Origin of the sequence: Photobacterium indicum, from assembly GCF_003026215.1 — a bacterium.
Taxonomy (GTDB): domain Bacteria; phylum Pseudomonadota; class Gammaproteobacteria; order Enterobacterales; family Vibrionaceae; genus Photobacterium; species Photobacterium indicum.
Map to the genome: position 1 here is coordinate 443,168 of NZ_PYOC01000001.1, position 21,099 is coordinate 464,266.

Genomic DNA, 21,099 nt, shown 5'->3' on the forward strand with positions numbered 1-21,099 from the left:
GAGCCGCACTTCTGATTGGCTCCTTGATGATTTATATATGTTTAGTTACGAATTAGATCACACCTTAATTAGGTTAAACCTCTGCGGTATGGCATCTATAGTTATGACTGTCACCAAGGTATTGCCATTTTCAATCTTGGTTGTCACTTGTGAATTATTACTTTCCAACTTCCACTCGCCTTTAATCGTAAATTGATTATTCATCGGCTGTGATAGGTCAAAACGCCATGGTCGGCTGTAGATACTGACTTCCACTTGTTCGCCATTAGCGTCGTTCTGTTCCGGATCTTGGCCTTCATAGAGTGCCAGATCGGGGTTAACTACACTGAATGATAGTTGATCTGCGCTTTCATTGATTTTTAGCATGACTTGCGACGGGGTATCCGAGGCAATGACCCAGTTTGTATCCGATAGCGTTGCTGGCTCAAAGAAGGCATAGGCCTCTACACCCTTTTCGCTACGAACTGCATGCACTTTGTTGTCTTGCTGAAGAACGGTGTAACTCGGCTTGATCGTATCTTGCGCTTCGATACTGATAGCATATTCATAGTGACCATCGACAGGGGCTTTACCATGGTCAATAACAGCTGAAGCAAATTGACCAGTTGTTGGTTGGCCATCATCCTCGTCATTGGAGTTTTGTGCCTGATAGCTAAATCGTACCTGTTCGTCGGCAATGTTTTTGACAAAGTAACGGTTACCCGCTGGGTCGAGGAATGTTGAATCTGTTGTAAGGGTCATATCGGTGCCGAGGGTGCTAATCGGATTACCGTTAACTTCTACCGGCTCAAGGTTGGGGATACTGTATTGAAACAGAGTGGTTTCGGTTTCATGCTGGCTATCATCATTTTTGATCCCTGAACCTAGGGCAACAACGGTATTATCAAACATGAAATATGACTTTCTAGCGCGCAGGCTTTGCTGCCCATATTTTTTGTGGCCGTGTAATTTCATCGCAAACATAGCGCTGTCATTATTTAGGGTATTCGCACCCGAATAAGTTTCAGTGGACAGCAACATTTCTTCTATACCAGCTCCGGGAAGCTGGTTAAGTACTGTTTTCAATTCGTTATTTGGTAAGTGTATAGTCGTTGTTCCTGGATATCGGTTCCAGTCCCAGCCATCGTGGCTAAAGGCTTGTTTCGATAAGTCTGAGGGTGTTATTTCAAGTTGACCATATTGAAGGTAGCGGCCATACAGATTATTAGCTTGGTAGGTCTCATTGCCGACTAAGTAGCGACTGAATCCTCGGGCTGTGGCTAACCAAGATTGGGTTGGTTTTGTTGGACTTTGTCCTCTCGCTATTGCCATTGATGCATAGTTCATTGCCCATACACCAGTTGGTTCCGCTTCCGCTGCAATCCCTTCAAAGGTGGGCTTTTTAACTAAATTTGCATAAGCAGCAGCCAAGTCGGGATCTGTAGCTTGCGTACTATCAGGTGATCCAGAAAGTGCTAACCACTTGAACGGTGTTGCAGAGATTTTTTGTTTGCCATCAGGATGACGGCCACTCAACACTATGGGGGTATGGGTTTCTTTTGTGTATACCCTCATTTTAAGCAAAACATCTTTTATCCGTTCATGAGCAGCCTGTGATAGTTGGTATGTGCTGCCGCTTAGGCCGAAGACGGCTCCAGATAATCCATTAAAAGCATCTTTTCCGTAGGCTGGGTAGTGCTGTGAATGGTGGAATACGCTGCCATCTGGTTTGAATCCACCACTTAATCCATCGGAAGCGAGTAACGTTTTGCTGAGCCAAGATTGTAGCTGCTTAAGCATCATGTCACGTTCTGATTGATCCGGTAATAGCAGGAAGCTTTTGACCATCCATTGTAGTTGGGTATTAAGAATGTCGACGTTGGATGAATTAATTTGATCGTCGGCTTCATAAACTCGGCCAGTGGCATTGAACCACATCATAGATTGTTGAACAGGCTCGAGTAGTTGGTTGTCTGCCAGCAGTTGGCGTGCAATGAACATCGCATCGAAGTATTCACGGGTTTGGTAACCAACGTGTGTGATGATCTGAAAACCCGAGCCGCCTTCCCAACCTTGGTTGAGGGCGTATCGAGTTGCATCAACGAATACCTGCTCTAGCGAATCACGGTTTGCCGCAGAAAGAGAGTGAGTACGAAGAAACTTGGCCGTTTCCAGCATTGTTTTGCCTAGCGTCCGGATAGCCATGGTATCTGTCAACATGGCGAGGGTTGCATCTCCGACAATGCCAGCTTTTAAGAAGTTATGGCGCTTGGGATGATCAAGGGGTTCCCCTGTTACTGAGTTATCAGCGTTATATCGAATATTGAATGGGGTGTATTTTGCCAGATTGGCATCGATTTTTTCTTGGCTGATGGTTTGCTGTTCATTAACAGTAAGGTGTTGATCAAATTGACGGTAAAGAGGTGCGGCGTCTCCCTGAGTATCACTAAATTCTGCACTGAAGTTAAAGTGGGGATTTTCAGCTTTAAGCATTTGATCGTACATCAGTAATGCTGTCCAATTCTTGCTTGCCATGTCGACGACGGCTGGGTTGACAAAAGGCTGTTGGTAATCCGGTGTTGGCCAGCGATTATCAACAGGGACTGCCAGCATTACTTGGTCAAAAAGCAGCGCTCCAGAAGAGTCAGGGGCAGAGATCGTTAAGAGGTTCATACCTGCACTTGGTGTACCTTCCATGTCTCTATAGGGAACTGAAATCCCACGCCAGCCTTTGAAGTTAAGAGAATAGCTAAACTGAGCTTGAGATTTTTCTTTTGTACCAAATTGAAACGTAAGCTTTTTATCAGAAGCTTGCTCATTATAGACCCATGCCATGAAGGTGTAGGGGGTGGTGTCACTGTCGTTATTGGTGAAATCAATGCGCTGGTGAAAAGTGAGTTGGCTGTTTGGGCTATATGCCCATTTCAGAGCATGTGAGCCATCTTTGTAGTGCTCATTACTGATTGAAAGAGGTTTGGTTGACGAAGACGTAATCGCTTGTGGCAATCCCTCCTCGAAGAAGTACATATAACCACCAGGTTCAAGTTGTGCGCCCTTTCCATCAATGTTTTCATTTTCTGTGGGGGTTTGGATACTTTCACTTCCACAGCCAGCAAGGGCAATAATAATACTCAGGGCAAGATATCTTGGCTTATTCCACGCGTTCACTTGTCTATCCTTCTATGTTGTATTGTTTTATCGAAAGGCTAGCGAAAGTGTTGTGGTTGTTTTTTGATCTGAATCACAAGTGTAAATACATATTAACTTACGAATGCTTTTGTTTTTGATTTGTTGAATGTGAATCACAACAAATAAGTTGCTCACGCTTTCGATTTTTTGGTTTTTAGCTTTCGTTGTTGATGGTTACAACATAAAAGTGGAATGGCACCTTTCATTGCCTTTTGGTTTTTCTGTTAGTGTGACTTTTGTCGCTTTAGTTTTTCGTTTTCTTTCGTATTATCTTCGAAGTTCTTCGATGTAAACGGTAGGTATTGCGATGAGACAGTCACAACGTGCACGCTTTCACATGATGGCGAAACCAGCGAGCTATCGCTGTAATTTGAAATGTGATTATTGTTTCTATCTTGAAAAAGAAGAAATGATGCAAAATTCAGAGCAGAAAGATAATCGTCGTGTTGCTGGCACTGCAACTGCAGCAGTTTCGAAAGCGTCAGAAAACATGTCTGATGCAATGCTCAAACGTTATGTACGTGACTATATTCGCTCGCAAGATACAGATGAAATAGATTTTGCTTGGCAAGGCGGTGAACCAACTCTCGCTGGCCTTAATTTTTATAGAAATGCAGTGAAATACCAGCAGCAGTATGCTGATGGTAAGACGATTACGAATAGTTTTCAGACCAATGCTGTAGCGATTAACCGCCAATGGGCACAATTTTTTGCAGATAATAACTTTCTGATTGGGGTGTCTGTCGACGGGGCGCCTGAAGTCCATGATAAATACCGTATTTCAGTTAATGGCAAACCGACATTTGAGCGCGTAAAGCATGCTATATCATTGTTGAAAGAATTTAATGTTCAGTTCAACACTCTAACCGTTATCAATGATCAGAATTGGGATAAAGGCAAAGAGACTTATCAGGTATTAAAAGCTCTGGGTTCTGAACACTTTCAGTTTATTCCGATTGTCGAAGTTGAGCAGCATTGCCAGCAAAGTAATCGTGGTCATTACTCACCAACCACTGATGCAACCCTGACCCACTTTTCCGTTCCTGCTCATGGTTATGGTCAATTTATGACTGAAGTTTTTAACGAGTGGGTTAAGCAGGATGTTGGGCGTATTTTTGTCCGTATGTTCGATAGCATGCTGGCGACATGGATGGGGTATCCGGCTTCAGTATGTGTACAGGCGAAAGAGTGTGGTCAAGCCATGGTGATTGAAGCAAATGGTGATCTTTATTCGTGTGATCACTACGTTTATCCGGCCAATCGGCTTGGCAATATCACTCAGACCAATATTGCGAAGCTGGCAACTAGCAAGCAACAGCAGCGTTTTGGTAGCGTCAAATCCTCGAAGTTAACTCAGCGATGCCAGCAGTGTGATTTTCAGGCGCTTTGCTTTGGCGGTTGCCCTAAGCACCGCATCACCACCATCGAAGGTGAAAAGCATAAACAAAACTATTTATGTCAATCCTACCAACAAATTTTTAGCCACAGTGCACCTGCGATGCACTTGATGGTGCAAGAAATCCAACGAGGCGGTCTTGCCGCCAACGTCATGCCTATTTTAGCTAACTTACAGGCTAATAAATAACCCTATAAAAATAAAGGAGTACATCATGAAACTGTCCTCGTCAAAGAAGACGGTACTGGCTGGTTTTGTCGCTGCTGCGTGTGCGGTAACACCTATTACCTCTATGGCTACAGAAAAAGTTGAACAACCAAACGTTTTATTGATTGTGATGGATGATTTGGGTACTGCTCAGTTAGATTTTGCGATGGATAAGATTGATAAGGCAAAGTTGTCTGAACGTCCGGTGCCAGTGCGCTACGATGGTGACTTCGATAAGTTATACGATGCCGCTAAGCGTTCAATGCCCAATATTACAGAGTTGGCGAATGAAGGTGTACGCATGACCAATGCGTATGTGGCGACGCCAGTGTGCGGACCATCACGTGCAGGCATGATGACCGGACGTTTTCCGCATAGCTTTGGTACCTATAGTAACGATGATGCCAAGTTGGGTATTCCGCTGGATATTAAACTGCTCCCTGCACTGCTGAATGAAAATGGCTATGCCACGGCGAACATTGGTAAATATCATAATGCCAAAGTACGTAAGGAATTTAAGCCGTTAGATGAGCAAAGCCGAGATTATCACGATAACCAAATCTCGATTGCAGAGCCTGGATACGGACCGGAAGAGCGCGGTTTTGATTACTCCTATAGCTATTATGTTTCTGGAGCGGCACTGTATAACTCTCCGACAGTTTTTAAGAATGGTCAGAATACTCCAGCTCCGGGTTATTTAACTTATAACCTGACTAACGAAACCATTAATTTTATCGAAAAAGCTAACGATAAAGATCAGCCGTTTTTTATCAATTTAGCCTATAGCGTGCCTCACATTCCGCTTGAACAGCCAGCACCGGCTAAATTCATGGAACGCTTCAACACTGGTAATGTAGAAGTTGATAAATATTATGCCCACGTCAATGCGTCAGATGAAGGGATTGGCAAGATTATCGATAAGCTGAAGGATATGGGAGAGTATGAAAATACCCTGATTTTCTTCCTGTCAGACAATGGTGCCGTGCATGAATCACCGATGCCGATGAACGGTATGAACCGTGCATTCAAAGGTCAGCGTTATCGTGGTGGTGTTCATGTCCCATTTATTGCGCATTGGAAAGGTGTACTTCCAGAAGGCAATGTTGATGACACCATGATTTCAGCAATGGACATTCTTCCAACAGCCTTGGCTGCCGCAGGTATTGATATTCCATCTGAAATGAAAGTTGACGGTAAAAATATCATGCCACTTTTGAGTGGTGAAAAACAAAAACCACACCCGTATCTATACTGGGCTGGTCCGCGTGCACTTCATTATGACTCAAGTAATGCCGATTTCTGGAGCAACTACTGGAAGTGGATCACTTTTGAAACCAATGAGTTTATCCCGAGTAAGTACACTGAAAAGCGCTCTAAAGGGGAGTGGGCAATCAAGGATCAAAATTGGTCATTGCACTATTACGATGATGGAAAAGGTGAGTATGAGTTATATAACTATGCACAAGATCCGGCTGAGTCGATTAACCTTGCGAAAAAACATCCAGAGAAACTGAAAGAGCTGAAAGCTGCTTTTTATGACTGGATAAAGAACAAACCAGCCCCTATTGCCTGGGGACAGGATCGATATGAAATTTTAACAGAGTCAGCTAAATAACCATGATTAGGGCCTCGTTAGAGGCCCCTTTTTTGTGTTAGTGAATGAGTGAAATAATCATGCAAAAAGAAATAAGTACCAAACTGCGCCCGACTATACCTTATGAACATCCTGATGCTGCGATGTACCTCAAGCTGTGCAAAGAGAACCTAATTCGACTACATAATAAGAAGCCTGCCTATAGTATGCATGATGAAACTATTCGTCAGGTGTTCGACTCTGATACAGGGCATACTTCATATAGCTTACAAGAGCAATGTGAGCAGTTGGTACGCTATATTGCCGAAGCTTTTGAACACTATGCAGTATGGGACTATACCCATGCCTATTACCCTGGCCGCCCAAGTCAGCAAACCGCAAGAACGGATGCTATGGAAGGGGTTAGTCGAGTAATACCGACTTTGGCTGCATGGTTACATGCCAATGGCCAGGCAACGACTGTGATCAACGGGTTGAATAATAAAGCGATTGATGTTGCAGGGTTACTGCGAACCGCATTTCTTGCTGGTACCGACCCTGAGCACAAAGGTTATTGGGGCCAGTTGCATGATTATGATCAGCGAATTTGTGAAAGTGCTGATCTGGCGCTTGCGTTATGGCTGAGCAAAGAATGGGTTTGGGAGAGCTTCAGCTTAGCTGAACGAAAGCAGGTGGCAACATGGTTTAAGCAAGTGAATACTTGCCAGACCGTTGATAATAACTGGCACCTTTTCCCACTTACCGTCCAGTTGGTGATCAAAGATCTAACTGGGGAAGATACTATTGCTCATGATAAATATGCTCGAGTAAAAGAATTTTATGTTGGCGACGGTTGGTTCCGTGATGGAGCCCGTGGTAACTATGATTACTACAATGCTTGGGGCTTTTTCTATTCTTTATATTGGTTAGATCAGATCAATCCGGATTTTGACCCTGAATTTATCCGTCATAGTTTAACCACCTTCGTTGATAAATTTCGTTATTTCTTTACCCCTGAAGGGCTACCATTTTTTGGTCGCAGTGTGTGTTACCGATTGGCGGCTTCCGCGCCATTACTTGCAGCTATTGATGTAAAGGCTTCGAGCCTTTCGGTAGGAGAAGCGAAGCGTGCTTTTCGTACCAGCCTTGAATATTTCATTAGTCAGGGCGCTTTAGAGCATGGAGCACCAACACAAGGTGTTTTTTCTGATGATGCCCGATTAGTTGACAATTACAGTGGACCAGCCAGCAGTTTCTGGTCATTGCGGGCTCTGAATATAGCGTTATTTAGTGGGCAGCGCTCAGGGTTGTGGCAGACCGAAGAATCGTTACTTGAGGTTGAAAAAGGCGATTTTTCATTTGAAATTCCTGCTATTGAAGCCAGCGTGATTGGAACTTTCAAAACGAAAGAGGTCGTTGTGATCTTTCATAGTGACTATATCTTGCAGCAATCACCGCTAACCCGCCGCTTAGAACCGCAATCATGGTCTGATAGGGTACTTGAAAGGCTAGTAGGGCGAGCAGAAAGACCCAAAAACAACCTTCTTCGCAAGGGGGTTACGTGTTACACATCGAAAATGTTTCATTTCTTTTGATTTCAAAATCTTTCGCTTCGAAAGCGTTTGTGTGATCTGGATCTTTTTATTTGTTTTCACTTTCAAATATAATCAAACCGAAAGCTAACGAAGGTGATGAGGTTTTATATGTTTTTGGTTTCTTCCCGAGAAATGCTCCATAAAGCGCAGATTGGTGGCTATGCTGTTCCTGCGTTCAATGTTCACAATCTAGAAACTGTTCAGGTTGTGGTTGAAACGGCTGCTGAAATGGCATCGCCAGTTATCCTTGCTGGTACACCTGGTACTTTTTCGTACGCAGGTACTGATTACTTGGTTGGTATTTGTAAAGAGGCGGCGAAACGTTATGAAATGCCGATTGCTTTGCATCTAGATCATCATGAATCTTTTTCTGATATTTGCGGAAAGGTAGAGGCTGGGATCAAGTCTGCAATGATTGATGGTTCACATCTTAATTTTGAAGGCAATATTGAGCTTGTTAAGCAGGTTGTTTCCTTCTGCCATCGCTGGGACTGTTCTGTTGAAGCAGAGCTGGGTCGTCTTGGTGGACAAGAAGATGATCTGATTGTTGACGCAAAAGATGCACTGTATACCGACCCTGATGCTGCGTTAGAGTTTGTTAACCGCACAGGCATTGACTCACTAGCTATTGCTATTGGTACGGCACATGGCATGTACAAAAAAGAACCTCGTTTAGACTTTGACCGTTTGGGTATTATTCGTAGCAAAACGGACGTGCCATTGGTACTTCATGGCGCATCAGGTGTACCTGATGCAGATGTTCGTCGCTGTATCGAATTGGGTATCACGAAGGTAAATGTTGCGACAGAACTGAAAATCGCTTTCTCTGATGCTGTGAAGCAGTATTTTATCGAAAACCCAAATGCTAATGATCCTCGTCATTATATCGTTCCGGGCAAAAAAGCGATGAAGAAAGTTGTGCAGGATAAAATTCGCGTTTGCGGTAGTGAAGGCAAGCTTTAATCGTTAGCGAAAAAGAAAATAAGGCACCTCCCCCTGTGCCTGTTGCTCCTGACTATAGATGCTAATTATTCTCTTATTGTTAGCAGATATAGTCATTTTCTTTTCTTCGGTATGAACTGGTTACAGACAACAACTACGGATAGTAATTCGATGGCAAACCCTTCTACGGTAAAGCAAAATAAGATCGCCATTATTGGTGAATGTATGATTGAACTAAGTGGCAAGCCTTTTGCCTCTCAAACTCAGAATTTCGGTGGTGATACCTTAAATACTGCAGTTTATCTGTCGCGACTACTTCCATCTTTGATACCTAGTTATGTAACTGCTGTTGGTGCTGATACTTACAGCAAAATGATGTTATCCGCATGGGAAAGTGAAGGCGTTGATGCATCACTGACATTGGTTAACCCAGATAAACTACCGGGCATGTATGCTATTGAAATAGACGATGATGGTGAGCGTAGTTTTCATTATTGGCGCAATGATTCAGCTGCACGTTACTTGTGTGAGCATGAAGACTTCAATGATGTTGTCAGTAGTTTGAAATCAGTCGACTTGGTTTATCTTTCTGGTATTTCTTTGGCAATTTTACCCGATCACGGAAAAGTAAAATTATTGAATACGCTTGCACAGCTTAAATCTTCCGGGGTGAAAATTGCGGTTGATTCTAACTATCGCCCGCGTTTATGGCGTAATGCAACCGATGCTTGTGAATGGTTAGGTAAACTTTATCAACTAAGTGATATCGCTTTAGTAACAGCCGATGATGAAGAGTTACTGCTAGGTCGCAAGTTGTCTGAGCCTCAGGTGATAGCGCGCCGTCTGCACTCTCTTGGTATCAAACAAGTGGTTGTTAAGCTGGGCAGTGACGGTGCTATGTGGTCTCAAGCTGGTAACCAAGGTGTCGTGAGCGGCAACAAAGTGACGCAAGTCATTGATACGACAGCCGCGGGAGATTCATTTAATGCTGCTTATTTAGCTGCATGGTGCTCAGGTATGGAGATGGCAGAGTGCTGTTATTGGGGGAATAAGCTTGCTGCACAGGTTATTCAACATAAAGGGGCAATTATCCCTGTTGAACAGACTCGATATATAACGGAACTAATGAGTGACTAAGATAATGAATGAACAGTGGATTGAAACATTAAGAGCATTACGAGTAATGCCAGTTATCCAGATTGAAGATGCTAAAGATGCAGTAAAGCTGGCGCAGGTACTCAGTGACAATGGCCTACCAGCTGCAGAAATTACCTTTCGCAGTGCAGCGGCTGCCGAATCTATTCGCCTGATCCGCGAGGCACTCCCTGATCTTATTTTATGTGCAGGTACAGTGCTGACTCCTGCGCAGGTTGATTTAGCGATGAAAGCGGGGGCTGACTTTATTGTTAGCCCTGGGTTTAACCCAACAACTGTGAAATATTGCCTAGAAAAGGGTGTGAAAATTATTCCCGGTGTTAATAGTCCTAGTCAGGTTGAGCAGGCGTTGGAATTAGGTGTTACCGCACTAAAGTTTTTCCCTGCAGAAGCGTCTGGCGGGATCAATATGTTGAAGTCACTAACAGGTCCATACGGCAATATTCAGTTGATGCCAACAGGTGGCGTGAAACCAACAAACTTGATGGAGTATCTTGCGATTCCTCAGGTTATTGCCTGCGGTGGTACTTGGATTGCGCCAACGGCAGCTATTCGTGATAACGATTGGGAAACCATTGCAAACAATGTTCGTGAAACGTGTAAGTTAGTGAATGCCTAGGAGTTTAAAGATGACAGAGAAGCATGTTGCTGTTTTATTAGCTGATGGATTCGAAGAAGGTGAAGCTGTCGTATTTATCGATATTATGCGTCGATTAGATATTAAAGTAACGGTGTTGTCATGCATGGAAACGACAGCGTTGAATACCTATTTTGAAACACGTATTACAGCTGATGATATTCTTAAAAACTGTTACGACACGATGTATGACGCTGTAATGATGCCAGGGGGACCGAAAGGTACTGATAATCTGTCAGCCAATCCTATGGTGATTGATTTCCTCAAACGTCATATTAATGAAGATAAATATATCTGTGCCTTATGTTCATCCGGAGCCAAGGTATTAGCAGCTCATCAACTGTTGGGGCGGCACTATTATACAACAGGGGCAGGTTTAGATAAGAAATTCGATGATGGTCAGTTTCTCGATCAAAAAGTGGTGGTCGATGGTCAGTTTATTAGCGGTAAAGGGTTAGGTGTCAGTTTTGAATTTGCCTTTACAGTTGCAAAATATCTACTCGTTGATAACCAAGAAAAAGTCGATTGGCAGGCAAACCATATCTATTTTGACCACTGGCCACTTTTATCTACACCTGATAAATAGATTAAAAAGTCTAAAGATATTGTGTTCAAAACTTCGGATATGTGTCGGCTTCGCGACACATATCCTTATCTGTTCTACACCAACACTTGTCGTGTGTTCCTGATGTAATGATGGATCTGACGCTCGGTTTTCAAGTCAATCATCACTTCTGGCCGACAACCATTTGGGCAGGGCATACGCGGTGTTGTGCCAAACAATCGGCAGATCAATGGTCGTTCCCCGTACACAGTGCAACCCTTAGGACCTAGGTGTACACAATCAAACTCATTTAATGCAGCTTCATGTTCTGCGTCCGTTTTCACTGGCAGGCGCGACATTTCTTCCGAAGACGTCGTTACTGGTCCGCAACAATCGTGGCACCCTGGCACGCATTCGAACGACGGAATACGCTCGCGTAGAAGCGCGATTATCTCTCGGTTATTGTTCATTCATACCTAACTTTTGTGCAGTTCACGACTATATAATTCTACACCAAATTCACTCGAGTTTTGACAATGCCTTTAAATTTACCGCTGAGCATAAGTTGCACCACTACGAATTCTCCAGGCACACCACATACCATAACTGCGGAGTTAAACGCGTCAACGTGATGTTTTTTGTGTACGCCCGACTTGATACCTGAGAACTTCTCGATTCTCTTTTTCTGAGTAGAATTGATTGAGGTATATTGCACCACAACTCTCTATTACTTTACGTGATATTACATTAGTAGAATCACACGTGATAATTGCATTTTCAGTTAATACATTGTCTTGAACCCAAGACAACATGAACTTTGCGATACCTTTGCCTCTGGCTGAAGGTTTCGTTTCATAGCCAATATGCCCGATTACATTCTCGATATATGGATTAATACCATGCCGAACTCGTATTGCACCAAGAATCTCAATACCTCGAACACAAAAAAATGTTGAGGTTGGGGGCCAACCGTCAGGTAATTCGTTACCTTCTGAATAAGCTATCCTTTTCTTGAGATAAATCTGATAATTATCAAGGGCTGATTCATAACCATCGATTCCATCATCGACGCATTCATCAACATAGCTTTCGAATGCTTTTAAATATCTGATATCTGCTAGGACTATTTCCATATTTACCTTAGTACATAACACATGCTAACAGTGCACATTCAAAAACTATTATACTTTAACCCCAAAATGCCGAATGTTATAAGCATAGTGTTAACACATTTGTGTATGCTCAGCATGGCCATGAACTAATGAGGTGAAAGCCCTCTGTAGGAAAATTACCACTTAATATTCAACTGTTTGATATTAAATGTTAACTACTAGCGAATGGCAAGGGCTTTTAAGTGAGGGATGATCTAAAGGAAGTCGCTAGCAAAACTGCGAACTGATGAACAAGAGCATCATATGAGGCGTAGGTCAGAGGCAAGTTGGCACAAGACAACGAAGCCAAGTGATTTAATGATCACCGTAAATGATGCCGTTGTGTAGGGGCTGAGGGTTAGATACCCTCAGGCTACCAGATTAGGCCAATCACGGTTAATTAAGCAATGAAGATATTTTTTTGTTTATACGATCACAACCAGAGCTTATCGCATTCTCTAGCTCAAGGACTCCGCCTTTGATACCTAACTCATTTTTTAGAACAGCTATAACCTTTGGTATCTGCCTCATATGCTCTGAGTGCTTTTCGATTGCGAACAGAAAAACTTCAATCTGGTCGCTGTCAGGGTTTTGCTTTTTTAAACCAAGTTCAAAAAACGTTTCCGCTAAATCAGATAAGTAAGCCAAAACTGCCTTTGATGTATCTGAATCTGCTGCTGTATACATTTGACCAAAAATATACTCATTTTCTGACAGAATTTTGTTTATTTCCGATTGTTCCGTATTGGAATCTGCCATTTTGATTATTAATTGAGTCTGCCTATTAAGAGCACCAGAGATACTAAGAAGAGTATCCTTTTTTAAGTCTTTCTTATGGTTTTTGTAATTCCAAATATTTGTTCCAATAAATGTTATTAGAGCAACAACAATTGCAGTTATCGAAATTATTTCAGATATGCTCATAACTCTCCCTTGGCTTAACATTGAATTCAACGATCTGAGATCACCTCACTATGCTACCAGACTCTTACGGGGAGAGGTTGCTGATGCAGTTTTAAATCAGCAGGGAATCCCAAATGCTTCGTTTACTGCACACTTGGCTGCTTTGCGTTTTAAGCCACATTTCTTTCAACCAATGGCATCTATACTACTGGGTAATCCGGCTGAAGAGTTATTAGTGGCAATCCTAACTCATGAGGAAATGCAATATGAGAGCACTCTCTTTACCTCAGGCGAGAAAGCTTGTGTTGCTTTCACAATGTATTTCAACAAAGTCGCTAAAAGGTAGCGCGTATTCAGAAACCTTAAACGTTTTTGAGCGCTTAGGTTATGTGCAGATAGATACCATATCAGTCGTTCAACGCGCACATCACCATACACTTTGGAGTCGAAACCCCAGATATCAGGTTGCTCACCTTGATCAGCTCGTTGCAGACAAAAAAGTATTTGAGTATTGGTCGCATGCTGCCTCTTACCTGCCAATGAAGGATTATCGATTTAGCCTACCTCGTAAGACGGCGTTCAAATTGGGTCAACAAAGCCATTGGTATAAGAAAGATCACAAACTGATGGCAGATGTTCTTAAGCGAATAGAGAGTGAAGGCCCATTAATGGCGAAAGACTTTGTCTCTAAAAGTCATAAAACGAGTGGGTGGGGCAGTAAACCAACTAAACAAGCCTTAGAAACTTTATTCATGCAGGGGGATCTCATGATCGCTGAGCGTAAAAATTTTCATAAGGTCTATGACTTAACGCAGCGAGTATTACCAAATGATGTAGATACCTCAATACCTACAGAGCAAGAGTATGGGCAATTTTTAGTATTGAGTTACTTAAGAGCTCATGGCTTCGGAAACCTAGCTGAAATTACCTACCTACTTAAAAATATTAAAACGCTGGCTAGCCAAGCGTTGAATATGTTACTTGAAAGTGGCGATATCAAAAAAGTAATCATTAATGAGTCTGTTTATTTTGCTTGCTGTGATGCCTTATTTTTACTCGACAAGCGACTAAATAAAAAACAAGTTCACATTCTGTCTCCATTCGACAACTTGCTTATTCAGCGAAAGCGAACACAATCTATTTTTAACTTTAAATATTTTCTTGAATGTTATGTCCCTGCCGCCAAACGTCAGTTTGGTTATTTTTGTTTACCGGTTTTGTGGAATGGGAAGTTAGTTGCGAGGGCGGATTGTAAGGTTGATAAACAAACCAACATACTCAATGTGATTCACTTATTCATTGAACCGTCAGTGAATGAAAAAGAAACTTTTATGACTGCTTTAGAGGAAAAGCTTCAAGCGTTTGCTCAGTTTAACCAATGTCATCATTATGCGATTCAGAAAGTATCTACCCATACTGTCTAAAGTCATTTACCCATACTTGCTCCAATACATCCTTTAAGAGTCCACATTAAGCGCCGATGTTATTTTCTTTAAATCATTCAAGAAGAGTTGATGTACAAGATTACAATGGTCTATTTTTTGCTCAAGGCGCAGTTTTATATCCGATGCATCTTGATATATCTTTTTACTTAATTCATCACCTTTCATATGCGCTATACGAGATGTTGCTGTTATCAAGGTCGCGTATGACATAAAGGGGAGAACAAGTGTACCCTTGCCGTGTTCTATTTTTATCCACCCTTCAGCTTCTAGCATTTTAAGGGCATTTCTTAAAGTACAAAGACTAACCCCAATAATTCCAGACAGCTCTTTCTGATTTGGTAAAAAAAGTCCGTCAGCATAAACCCTATTAATAATACATTCGATTATATAATTTTTGGCTGTTACTACAGGTAGTTCAAGCATATACGTCACATAAGAAGTGTTTAAACACTGTTGAATCATACTCTAAACGCATCGTAAATTCACCCTGTTATCATGCGAGTGAATGTCCGAGAGGTCTGTTTGTTTCTGTTCACCTCAACATTCGGTACGTAAAATACCGATTACGTCAAATAGGCTAACTGACCTATTGTTTTGCATTTTCCTACACCACAGAGGTTCGTAGTAGAGATATTAGCGCTTCATTATGACTGATAGCCACTGAAAGTTTGTGACGGTTTTATCAAATATTTTAGCGAGGCTGTCGTATTCGTTTTGTTGCAAGAGATTGCATTGTTATCAATTTATCCGAAAAGGTTCATCGTGGTTGCTGACGAAGCCTACGCTTTTATTCATTAAATCAGTGACCATATTATGGCTAACATTAAACATCCCATAATTGATAATATCGGTATTAGTAGACACTGCCATGATTGCCATTTCTTGTTATATATCGCTTTGTTTGTATCAGCAAGTAGCTTTAATACTTTCTGCCTTTCTCTATCTTCTTTTAACGTTTTTTGCTTTGCATCCATCATCATGTACCTGCCCTTTATGATAGCTCTAGACTAACAACTCTTAGGTTTAATGTGTTTCGGATAGTGCCGAAGTCACCACGCGTAATATCAAATGATATTCTTCCATTGGTGTCTTTTATTGCGAATGCTTTGGCGCGAGTTTCTATATCAATGACCTCAGAAAGATAGACGTTAGCTTGATTCGATGTAAACGATACACGCTCTGATTCAGCCATAAAGAAACCGTCATTGGTATAACTAATTTTTAATCCGTACTTAAGTTCGTCAATTTCTTTAATCGTGTGGGGGTGAGTTTGCTTTGCTTGACCTAACATCATTTTTGTTCTCAACTTATTTAGGTTGGTATTACCGATGAAATTAAAGAAGCCGCCCTTATGGACGGCTACTGTTTGCTGCAAAAGTGTTCAGAGATTGCAACTAACTCGGTGGTGAGTCACTGCCCCCGATAGTAGGACTGCCGATTAAAAGACAGGAAGAGGCAGCAACTCGTGAATTAAAGTTTTAGTAGTAACAAGTCACAAGGCATTGCTCGTACTAATGGTTCAGATGGAGATAAAAACATTTGGGTCAGCATGTTTGATTTGTGATGACCCATTACTAATAGGTCAACGTTATTTTCAATCACACCACGATAAACCTCATCTTCTATGGTGCCAGAGTAAAGCAGGTGCTTATGAATTGGAGTACTTAAGCCATCAAGTAGCTTCCTCATCATGGCAACTGAATTATGATGGACTGCATCTTCATGCTCACTTAAGTCAACACTTAGAATACCGTCATAAAAGCTGGCAATATCCATGTCTACATGAATTATGCTTAACTTCGCACCATTCGATACTGCTATTTCTTCTGCTTTGTATACTAAAGAGCTAGCGTCCATATCCAAACCAACGGCTAACATTACGTGTTTATAGTGCATGTTTTTTTACTCCAAATTAGTTAAAGATACTTTGAACGCCAACGGTAATACCGTAGCCACCAAAGATAAGCCAAGCAAACAAGATAGCCGCGAGTAGGATTGGTTTAATACCTACGCCACGAATCTTTGCGATATTGGTATCGATGCCTAAAGCACCCATAGCCATAGTAAGGAAGAACACAGAGGCTTTGGTTAGTACAGACACTACTTCTTGTGGTATTAGGTCAAAAGAGTTAATACCTGCAATCACGACAAAGAACACAGCAAACCAAGGGATTGTAATCTTAGCCTTTTCCTCGCCAGAGTTTTTATCTGACTTGGATAGATATACGCTTAGGCCAATTAAGAATGGCGCAAGCAACATAACGCGAGTTAGCTTAACGATTACAGATGTCACCCCAACATCTTGACCCATAGTGTTACCAGCAGCGACAACTTGAGCAACTTCGTGAATCGTTGCGCCAGTGAATATACCCATCGTCTGAGCATCGATGCCAAAGCTTGTGTAAATCACAGGGAACAGGAACATAGCAATCGTTCCGAAAATTACTACTGTTGCTACTGCTACTGCTGTTTGGTGTGGCTTAGACTTCACAATGGGTTCAGCAGCGAGTATTGCTGCTGCGCCACATATTGCAGAGCCAGCCGAAGTTAACATACTTGTTTCTTTATCTAGACCAAGAACTTTCATGCCTAGCCACGAACCGCCAATGAAGGTTGTGGCAATAATGATTACATCAACAATCAAGCCTGTCATACCGACAGCAATAATCTGCTGAAAAGTAATGAAGAAGCCATAAAGGATAATACCAAGACGTAGAAGCTTCTGTTGACTGAATTTGATGCCAATCTGGCTGCCCTGCGGGATTGATTTTTGGAAGACATTACCGATGATCATCCCAAGAACGATACAGATAACGAGAGGGCTTAATTGGTAGTCTTTGCAGAATTGAAGATCTGCAAGTTGGAACGATACGATACCCATAACAAACGTTATAAGTAATCCGCTTAAATACTTCATGGATATATCCTTAGTTTCTGAACGGAGTGGATACTAAGGTACTTTGGTGTTTAAGAAAAACTTATAATATTTAAATGGTGGTTAAATATTATTTAACGCCATGGTTATTTGTTAACTTTATGATGTCTATTGATAAGTGGTTATTGAACTAAATAGGGACAGATATGTTTTACAAAATGAGTGATGACTTGTTTGATTGCGAGAAGGAAATTTGTGATAGGTATTAATGTCGCCATATGTAAGATACCGAATCGTTCGAATGCTCTGATATACAGTGATATCAGAGCATTTTTATTAGAACTCTGGTCTATTAAGCACTGGTGACCAGCTTACGGGTTGCTTTAAATTTCCTTAACGGTACTTTAGTCAGTAAGATTCCGCTTAGTAAAGGCAATAACATTAAGAGCGATTGTTCTGAAATAACAGTGTCAGATGTCGCAGCAGAAAGTGCTAAAGCAACCAACGGGAAAATGAGGAAACAGATTGATGCCGTAAAGGGTGTCGAAATCTGCCCAAGTTTAAAGTACGCCACAATACCGCCCACACTGGCGAAGATACCTAAATAGCCTACTGCCATTAGTGATGATGAAGAGAAAGCCTGTACGTCTATATTTTCAAATGCTGATGAGGTGATAAATAACAAGATAGCAGCCACGAAGCTGGGTAATGCGTTGTAGGTAATGACTTGAATATCTTTACAGTGCTTCTGCACCATCACATACATTACAGCGTGAATAGCAACTGCGAGTCCCAATGCCCCAGAGCCAATCAGTAAATTATCACCTCCGATCCCTAACTCGTTCGATAGAATAATGAAGAGGCTGATCACCGCAATAAAAAGTCCAATAAATTGATGAATGGCAAGACGCAAACCCAAAAATAGGGTTGATGTGATCATCACTGCAATGGGCATGTTAGCGAAAATAATCGAGGCTAATCCTGATGAAATGTACATTTCACCCGCAATCATTAAGGTGAAAGGAATCGCGAAATAGAACACAGCCACAATGGCGATCCATTTATTTTTACCTTTCGGAAAAAGCAGTGGTTGATTAAAGATCTTCGACAGCAAAACTAAAATGGGTGACGCAATCAGAAAGCGTAAACCCGTTGCAAAAATGGGTGGAATAGTATCGACAGCGATCTCCATAGCTAACCACGTGGTTCCCCAAATAAAGCATACAGAGCAAAATAATAGCAGTGGAAGGTGTTTCTTATTCATAGTTAATATCCGTTTTAATTCTCAGCTACGCTGACGTATAGCCTTGTTTTTATAGTGGTTTAATATTGTGGCTTGCAGTAAACATGTGGGTAATATACGTGCTTCACTGGGGAATAACTTACTAAGATGCAGGCTTATAAGAATGTATTTAGAAAAATATTCCACCTTTAAGTAAAATATAGAAATATTTTCTATATTTATGATAAATAGATAATATTATGCGTACGTGGCGTATTTTTAAAGTGAGTTTATTTCCTTCTGGTCATACAGATAGTTCTTTATTTGGCGCTGTTTTCTTGCAATCTCGTTATGGTTCGGCATGAGGTATATAGTTATTACTGATAGCAAAAAGGCTTCTGCATAACAGTGAGGTTAAATATGGCTGACAACAACAACATTAATAGCAGATTCGTTAAGAACCAGTTCAATCATAATAAGTTCATTATTCGAACCATGACAGCAGATGACGTCGAGCTTGCGGTTAATTGGGCAGGAAAAGAAGGGTGGAATCCAGGGATAAATGATGCTTCGACCTTTTATCATGCTGATCCCAATGGTTTTTTTGTTGGTGAGCTTGATGATCAAATCATCGCGGTAGGCAGTGCGGTTATTTATGATGATCAATTTGCTTTCTGTGGGTTATATATTGTCTCCCCAGAGTATCGCGGCAAGGGTTATGGATTAGCGTTAACAAAACATCGCCTAGCATATTGTGGTGACCGCAATATCGGTATAGATGGTGTATTAGAAAACGTGAAGATTTATCAGCGCATAGGTTATGTTCCCTTTTATGAAAATCGCCGTTATCAATTTACGGCATCGGCAAAATTATTTAATCCTATCTATACCAAACCTATTACGAATGATGATTTACAGCAGGTTTTCGTTTATGACCGTCAGTGCTTTCCTGCACCAAGAAACAACTTTTTAACGCATTGGATTACACAACCTCAGGCAAAATCATTGTTCTACACTGCAGATGGTAAAATTAAGGGATATGTTGTCAGGCGTTGTTGCCTTGAAGGGTACAAAATTGGTCCTTTATTTGCTGATAATGCCGAGATAGCCCAACAGTTATTAAACGCGGTTCAGGTCGATATCGAAGGGGAAACAGTATTACTCGATGTACCTGAAATTAATCAAGAAGCGGTCAAAATAGCTGAGCAAGAAAAGATGAGTGTTGTATTCGCCACCATGAGAATGTATCAAAAAGGGTTACCCAATATTGATAATAATAAAATCTTTGGTATTACGACGTTTGAGTTGGGGTAGCAATCTATACCGTTTTGTTTAGACATTGAGATATGTGTTGTTATATGAATTTAATACACGCGATAGTCATGTAGCGGATGTGCTTATCCGCTCGTTTTTTGTGTTTTATTTATTGTTATTTGCCCACTGGAAAACCAAAGCAATAGGAAAAGGGGAAATTAGTACTAAGCCTAAACCAATCAAACTACTGATCACGACCATACCTGTTACATTCTGCCCAATATCTGTCATGAAAAGACTTATCGTGCCAGCAATAAATAGAACTAATCCAATGATGTGCAGTATTTTGAAAACTTTGATTATTGGGTGTTGTGCTTGAGTCATGGGTTTTAGCCTTTTAAAATATCAGCGTGAAATATGCAATCAGTAAAAAATAAAGTGCAAGCTATTATGACTTCATTCTACAATGGAAGGAGTGAAAATGCCTCAAATAGACAAATTATCCATCATACATTCCCGCGTAATTTCTTCACATTTCCCACTGTTTTTATTCAATATTCATGATTGTCTCTTTAAACATTATTGAATTTTTCTTGTTGGTTTACTCGCGTAATCTACTTCTATAGATAGTAACAATAGTAAGGCTCAGCATGTCGTTTAAAGTGACGTATATTATTTGGTTTTCAATGGCAACGGTATTATGGATTGGTTTTCCATTTCTGATTTTAGCGTAAGCTTTAGTATTGATGACATAGTTTATGTTTGCGCGTTGATAGCAACTAGCTATCAACTGTGCTTACTGAAGTAAATGTTAATTATGTAAAGCTAGATATTACTGGCACTATCAATACAAATCATCACGGCATCGTGCCGCCAATGCTCGCATTCACAATCAATAATCTTCCAATCTATATCTGTACCTAAGCTACCCATAATGTATCTGTGAATATGAGTCCCCGTCATCTAAACGTCATATTTTCTTTTCATAACTGTCATCAGTGTGAATCAGCACTGTCATAAATGCCCTCTAAT

At 41.3% G+C, this 21,099-nt stretch carries 20 protein-coding genes; 9 read left to right on the forward strand and 11 right to left on the reverse strand.

What is annotated here, in order from left to right; genetic code table 11:
• Positions 1-57 precede the first annotated feature (57 nt).
• Complete coding sequence (locus tag C9J47_RS01925; protein WP_107251989.1) at positions 58-3,147, reverse strand: chondroitinase family polysaccharide lyase; 3,090 nt, start codon at positions 3,145-3,147, stop codon at positions 58-60.
• A 328-nt stretch (positions 3,148-3,475) separates the two neighbouring features.
• Between C9J47_RS01925 and C9J47_RS01930 the strand changes: the two genes are divergently transcribed.
• From C9J47_RS01930 to C9J47_RS01960, 7 genes are all read left to right on the forward strand, one after another.
• The gene (locus C9J47_RS01930; protein WP_107251990.1) at positions 3,476-4,753 is read left to right on the forward strand and encodes an anaerobic sulfatase maturase; all 1,278 of its coding nucleotides are present in this window, start codon (positions 3,476-3,478) and stop codon (positions 4,751-4,753) included.
• Between the two features lie 25 nt (positions 4,754-4,778).
• Complete coding sequence (locus tag C9J47_RS01935; protein ID WP_107251991.1) at positions 4,779-6,386, forward strand: sulfatase family protein; 1,608 nt, start codon at positions 4,779-4,781, stop codon at positions 6,384-6,386.
• Positions 6,387-6,445: 59 nt separating this feature from the next.
• Positions 6,446-7,939: a DUF2264 domain-containing protein gene (locus C9J47_RS01940; RefSeq protein WP_107251992.1), complete on the forward strand. Its 1,494-nt coding sequence runs from the start codon at positions 6,446-6,448 to the stop codon at positions 7,937-7,939.
• A gap of 108 nt (positions 7,940-8,047) precedes the next feature.
• Positions 8,048-8,902 carry a tagatose bisphosphate family class II aldolase gene (locus C9J47_RS01945; protein ID WP_107251993.1) on the forward strand — a complete coding sequence of 285 codons (855 nt, stop codon included), beginning with the start codon at positions 8,048-8,050 and terminating at the stop codon, positions 8,900-8,902.
• A 150-nt stretch (positions 8,903-9,052) separates the two neighbouring features.
• Positions 9,053-10,018, forward strand: coding sequence for a sugar kinase (locus C9J47_RS01950; protein WP_170107412.1), 966 nt, complete (start codon positions 9,053-9,055; stop codon positions 10,016-10,018).
• Positions 10,019-10,022: 4 nt separating this feature from the next.
• Positions 10,023-10,655, forward strand: coding sequence for a bifunctional 4-hydroxy-2-oxoglutarate aldolase/2-dehydro-3-deoxy-phosphogluconate aldolase (locus C9J47_RS01955; RefSeq protein WP_245903310.1), 633 nt, complete (start codon positions 10,023-10,025; stop codon positions 10,653-10,655).
• Between the two features lie 10 nt (positions 10,656-10,665).
• The gene (locus C9J47_RS01960; RefSeq protein WP_107251995.1) at positions 10,666-11,259 is read left to right on the forward strand and encodes a DJ-1/PfpI family protein; all 594 of its coding nucleotides are present in this window, start codon (positions 10,666-10,668) and stop codon (positions 11,257-11,259) included.
• A gap of 74 nt (positions 11,260-11,333) precedes the next feature.
• Here the strand turns inward: C9J47_RS01960 and C9J47_RS01965 are convergent, their stop codons facing one another.
• From C9J47_RS01965 to C9J47_RS01975, 3 genes are all read right to left on the reverse strand, one after another.
• Positions 11,334-11,687, reverse strand: a complete 354-nt coding sequence (locus C9J47_RS01965) for a YkgJ family cysteine cluster protein (protein WP_011220258.1) — start codon at positions 11,685-11,687, stop codon at positions 11,334-11,336.
• Between the two features lie 153 nt (positions 11,688-11,840).
• Complete coding sequence (locus C9J47_RS01970) at positions 11,841-12,350, reverse strand: GNAT family N-acetyltransferase (RefSeq protein ID WP_107251996.1); 510 nt, start codon at positions 12,348-12,350, stop codon at positions 11,841-11,843.
• A 414-nt stretch (positions 12,351-12,764) separates the two neighbouring features.
• Positions 12,765-13,292: a hypothetical protein gene (locus tag C9J47_RS01975; protein ID WP_107251997.1), complete on the reverse strand. Its 528-nt coding sequence runs from the start codon at positions 13,290-13,292 to the stop codon at positions 12,765-12,767.
• Between the two features lie 245 nt (positions 13,293-13,537).
• Here C9J47_RS01975 and C9J47_RS01980 point away from each other — a divergent pair, with 245 nt between their 5' ends.
• Positions 13,538-14,695 carry a winged helix-turn-helix domain-containing protein gene (locus C9J47_RS01980; RefSeq protein ID WP_107251998.1) on the forward strand — a complete coding sequence of 386 codons (1,158 nt, stop codon included), beginning with the start codon at positions 13,538-13,540 and terminating at the stop codon, positions 14,693-14,695.
• Positions 14,696-14,728: 33 nt separating this feature from the next.
• Here C9J47_RS01980 and C9J47_RS01985 read toward each other — a convergent pair whose 3' ends face one another.
• The 6 genes from C9J47_RS01985 to C9J47_RS02010 form a co-directional block, all read right to left on the reverse strand.
• The gene (locus C9J47_RS01985; protein ID WP_170107413.1) at positions 14,729-15,139 is read right to left on the reverse strand and encodes a winged helix-turn-helix domain-containing protein; all 411 of its coding nucleotides are present in this window, start codon (positions 15,137-15,139) and stop codon (positions 14,729-14,731) included.
• A 371-nt stretch (positions 15,140-15,510) separates the two neighbouring features.
• Positions 15,511-15,696 (reverse strand): hypothetical protein, encoded by a 186-nt coding sequence (locus C9J47_RS01990; protein WP_107252000.1) that lies wholly within the window; start codon positions 15,694-15,696, stop codon positions 15,511-15,513.
• Between the two features lie 11 nt (positions 15,697-15,707).
• Positions 15,708-16,010 carry a hypothetical protein gene (locus C9J47_RS01995; RefSeq protein ID WP_107252001.1) on the reverse strand — a complete coding sequence of 101 codons (303 nt, stop codon included), beginning with the start codon at positions 16,008-16,010 and terminating at the stop codon, positions 15,708-15,710.
• 176 nt (positions 16,011-16,186) lie between these two features.
• A complete protein-coding gene (locus tag C9J47_RS02000) occupies positions 16,187-16,612 on the reverse strand; it encodes a universal stress protein (RefSeq protein WP_107252002.1) in 426 nt (141 codons plus the stop codon).
• Positions 16,613-16,628: 16 nt separating this feature from the next.
• Complete coding sequence (locus tag C9J47_RS02005; protein WP_107252003.1) at positions 16,629-17,633, reverse strand: YeiH family protein; 1,005 nt, start codon at positions 17,631-17,633, stop codon at positions 16,629-16,631.
• 310 nt (positions 17,634-17,943) lie between these two features.
• A complete protein-coding gene (locus C9J47_RS02010) occupies positions 17,944-18,855 on the reverse strand; it encodes a DMT family transporter (protein ID WP_107252004.1) in 912 nt (303 codons plus the stop codon).
• A 378-nt stretch (positions 18,856-19,233) separates the two neighbouring features.
• Here C9J47_RS02010 and C9J47_RS02015 point away from each other — a divergent pair, with 378 nt between their 5' ends.
• The gene (locus tag C9J47_RS02015; RefSeq protein ID WP_107252005.1) at positions 19,234-20,127 is read left to right on the forward strand and encodes a GNAT family N-acetyltransferase; all 894 of its coding nucleotides are present in this window, start codon (positions 19,234-19,236) and stop codon (positions 20,125-20,127) included.
• Positions 20,128-20,232: 105 nt separating this feature from the next.
• Here the strand turns inward: C9J47_RS02015 and C9J47_RS02020 are convergent, their stop codons facing one another.
• Complete coding sequence (locus C9J47_RS02020) at positions 20,233-20,451, reverse strand: hypothetical protein (protein WP_107252006.1); 219 nt, start codon at positions 20,449-20,451, stop codon at positions 20,233-20,235.
• Positions 20,452-21,099 lie beyond the last annotated feature (648 nt).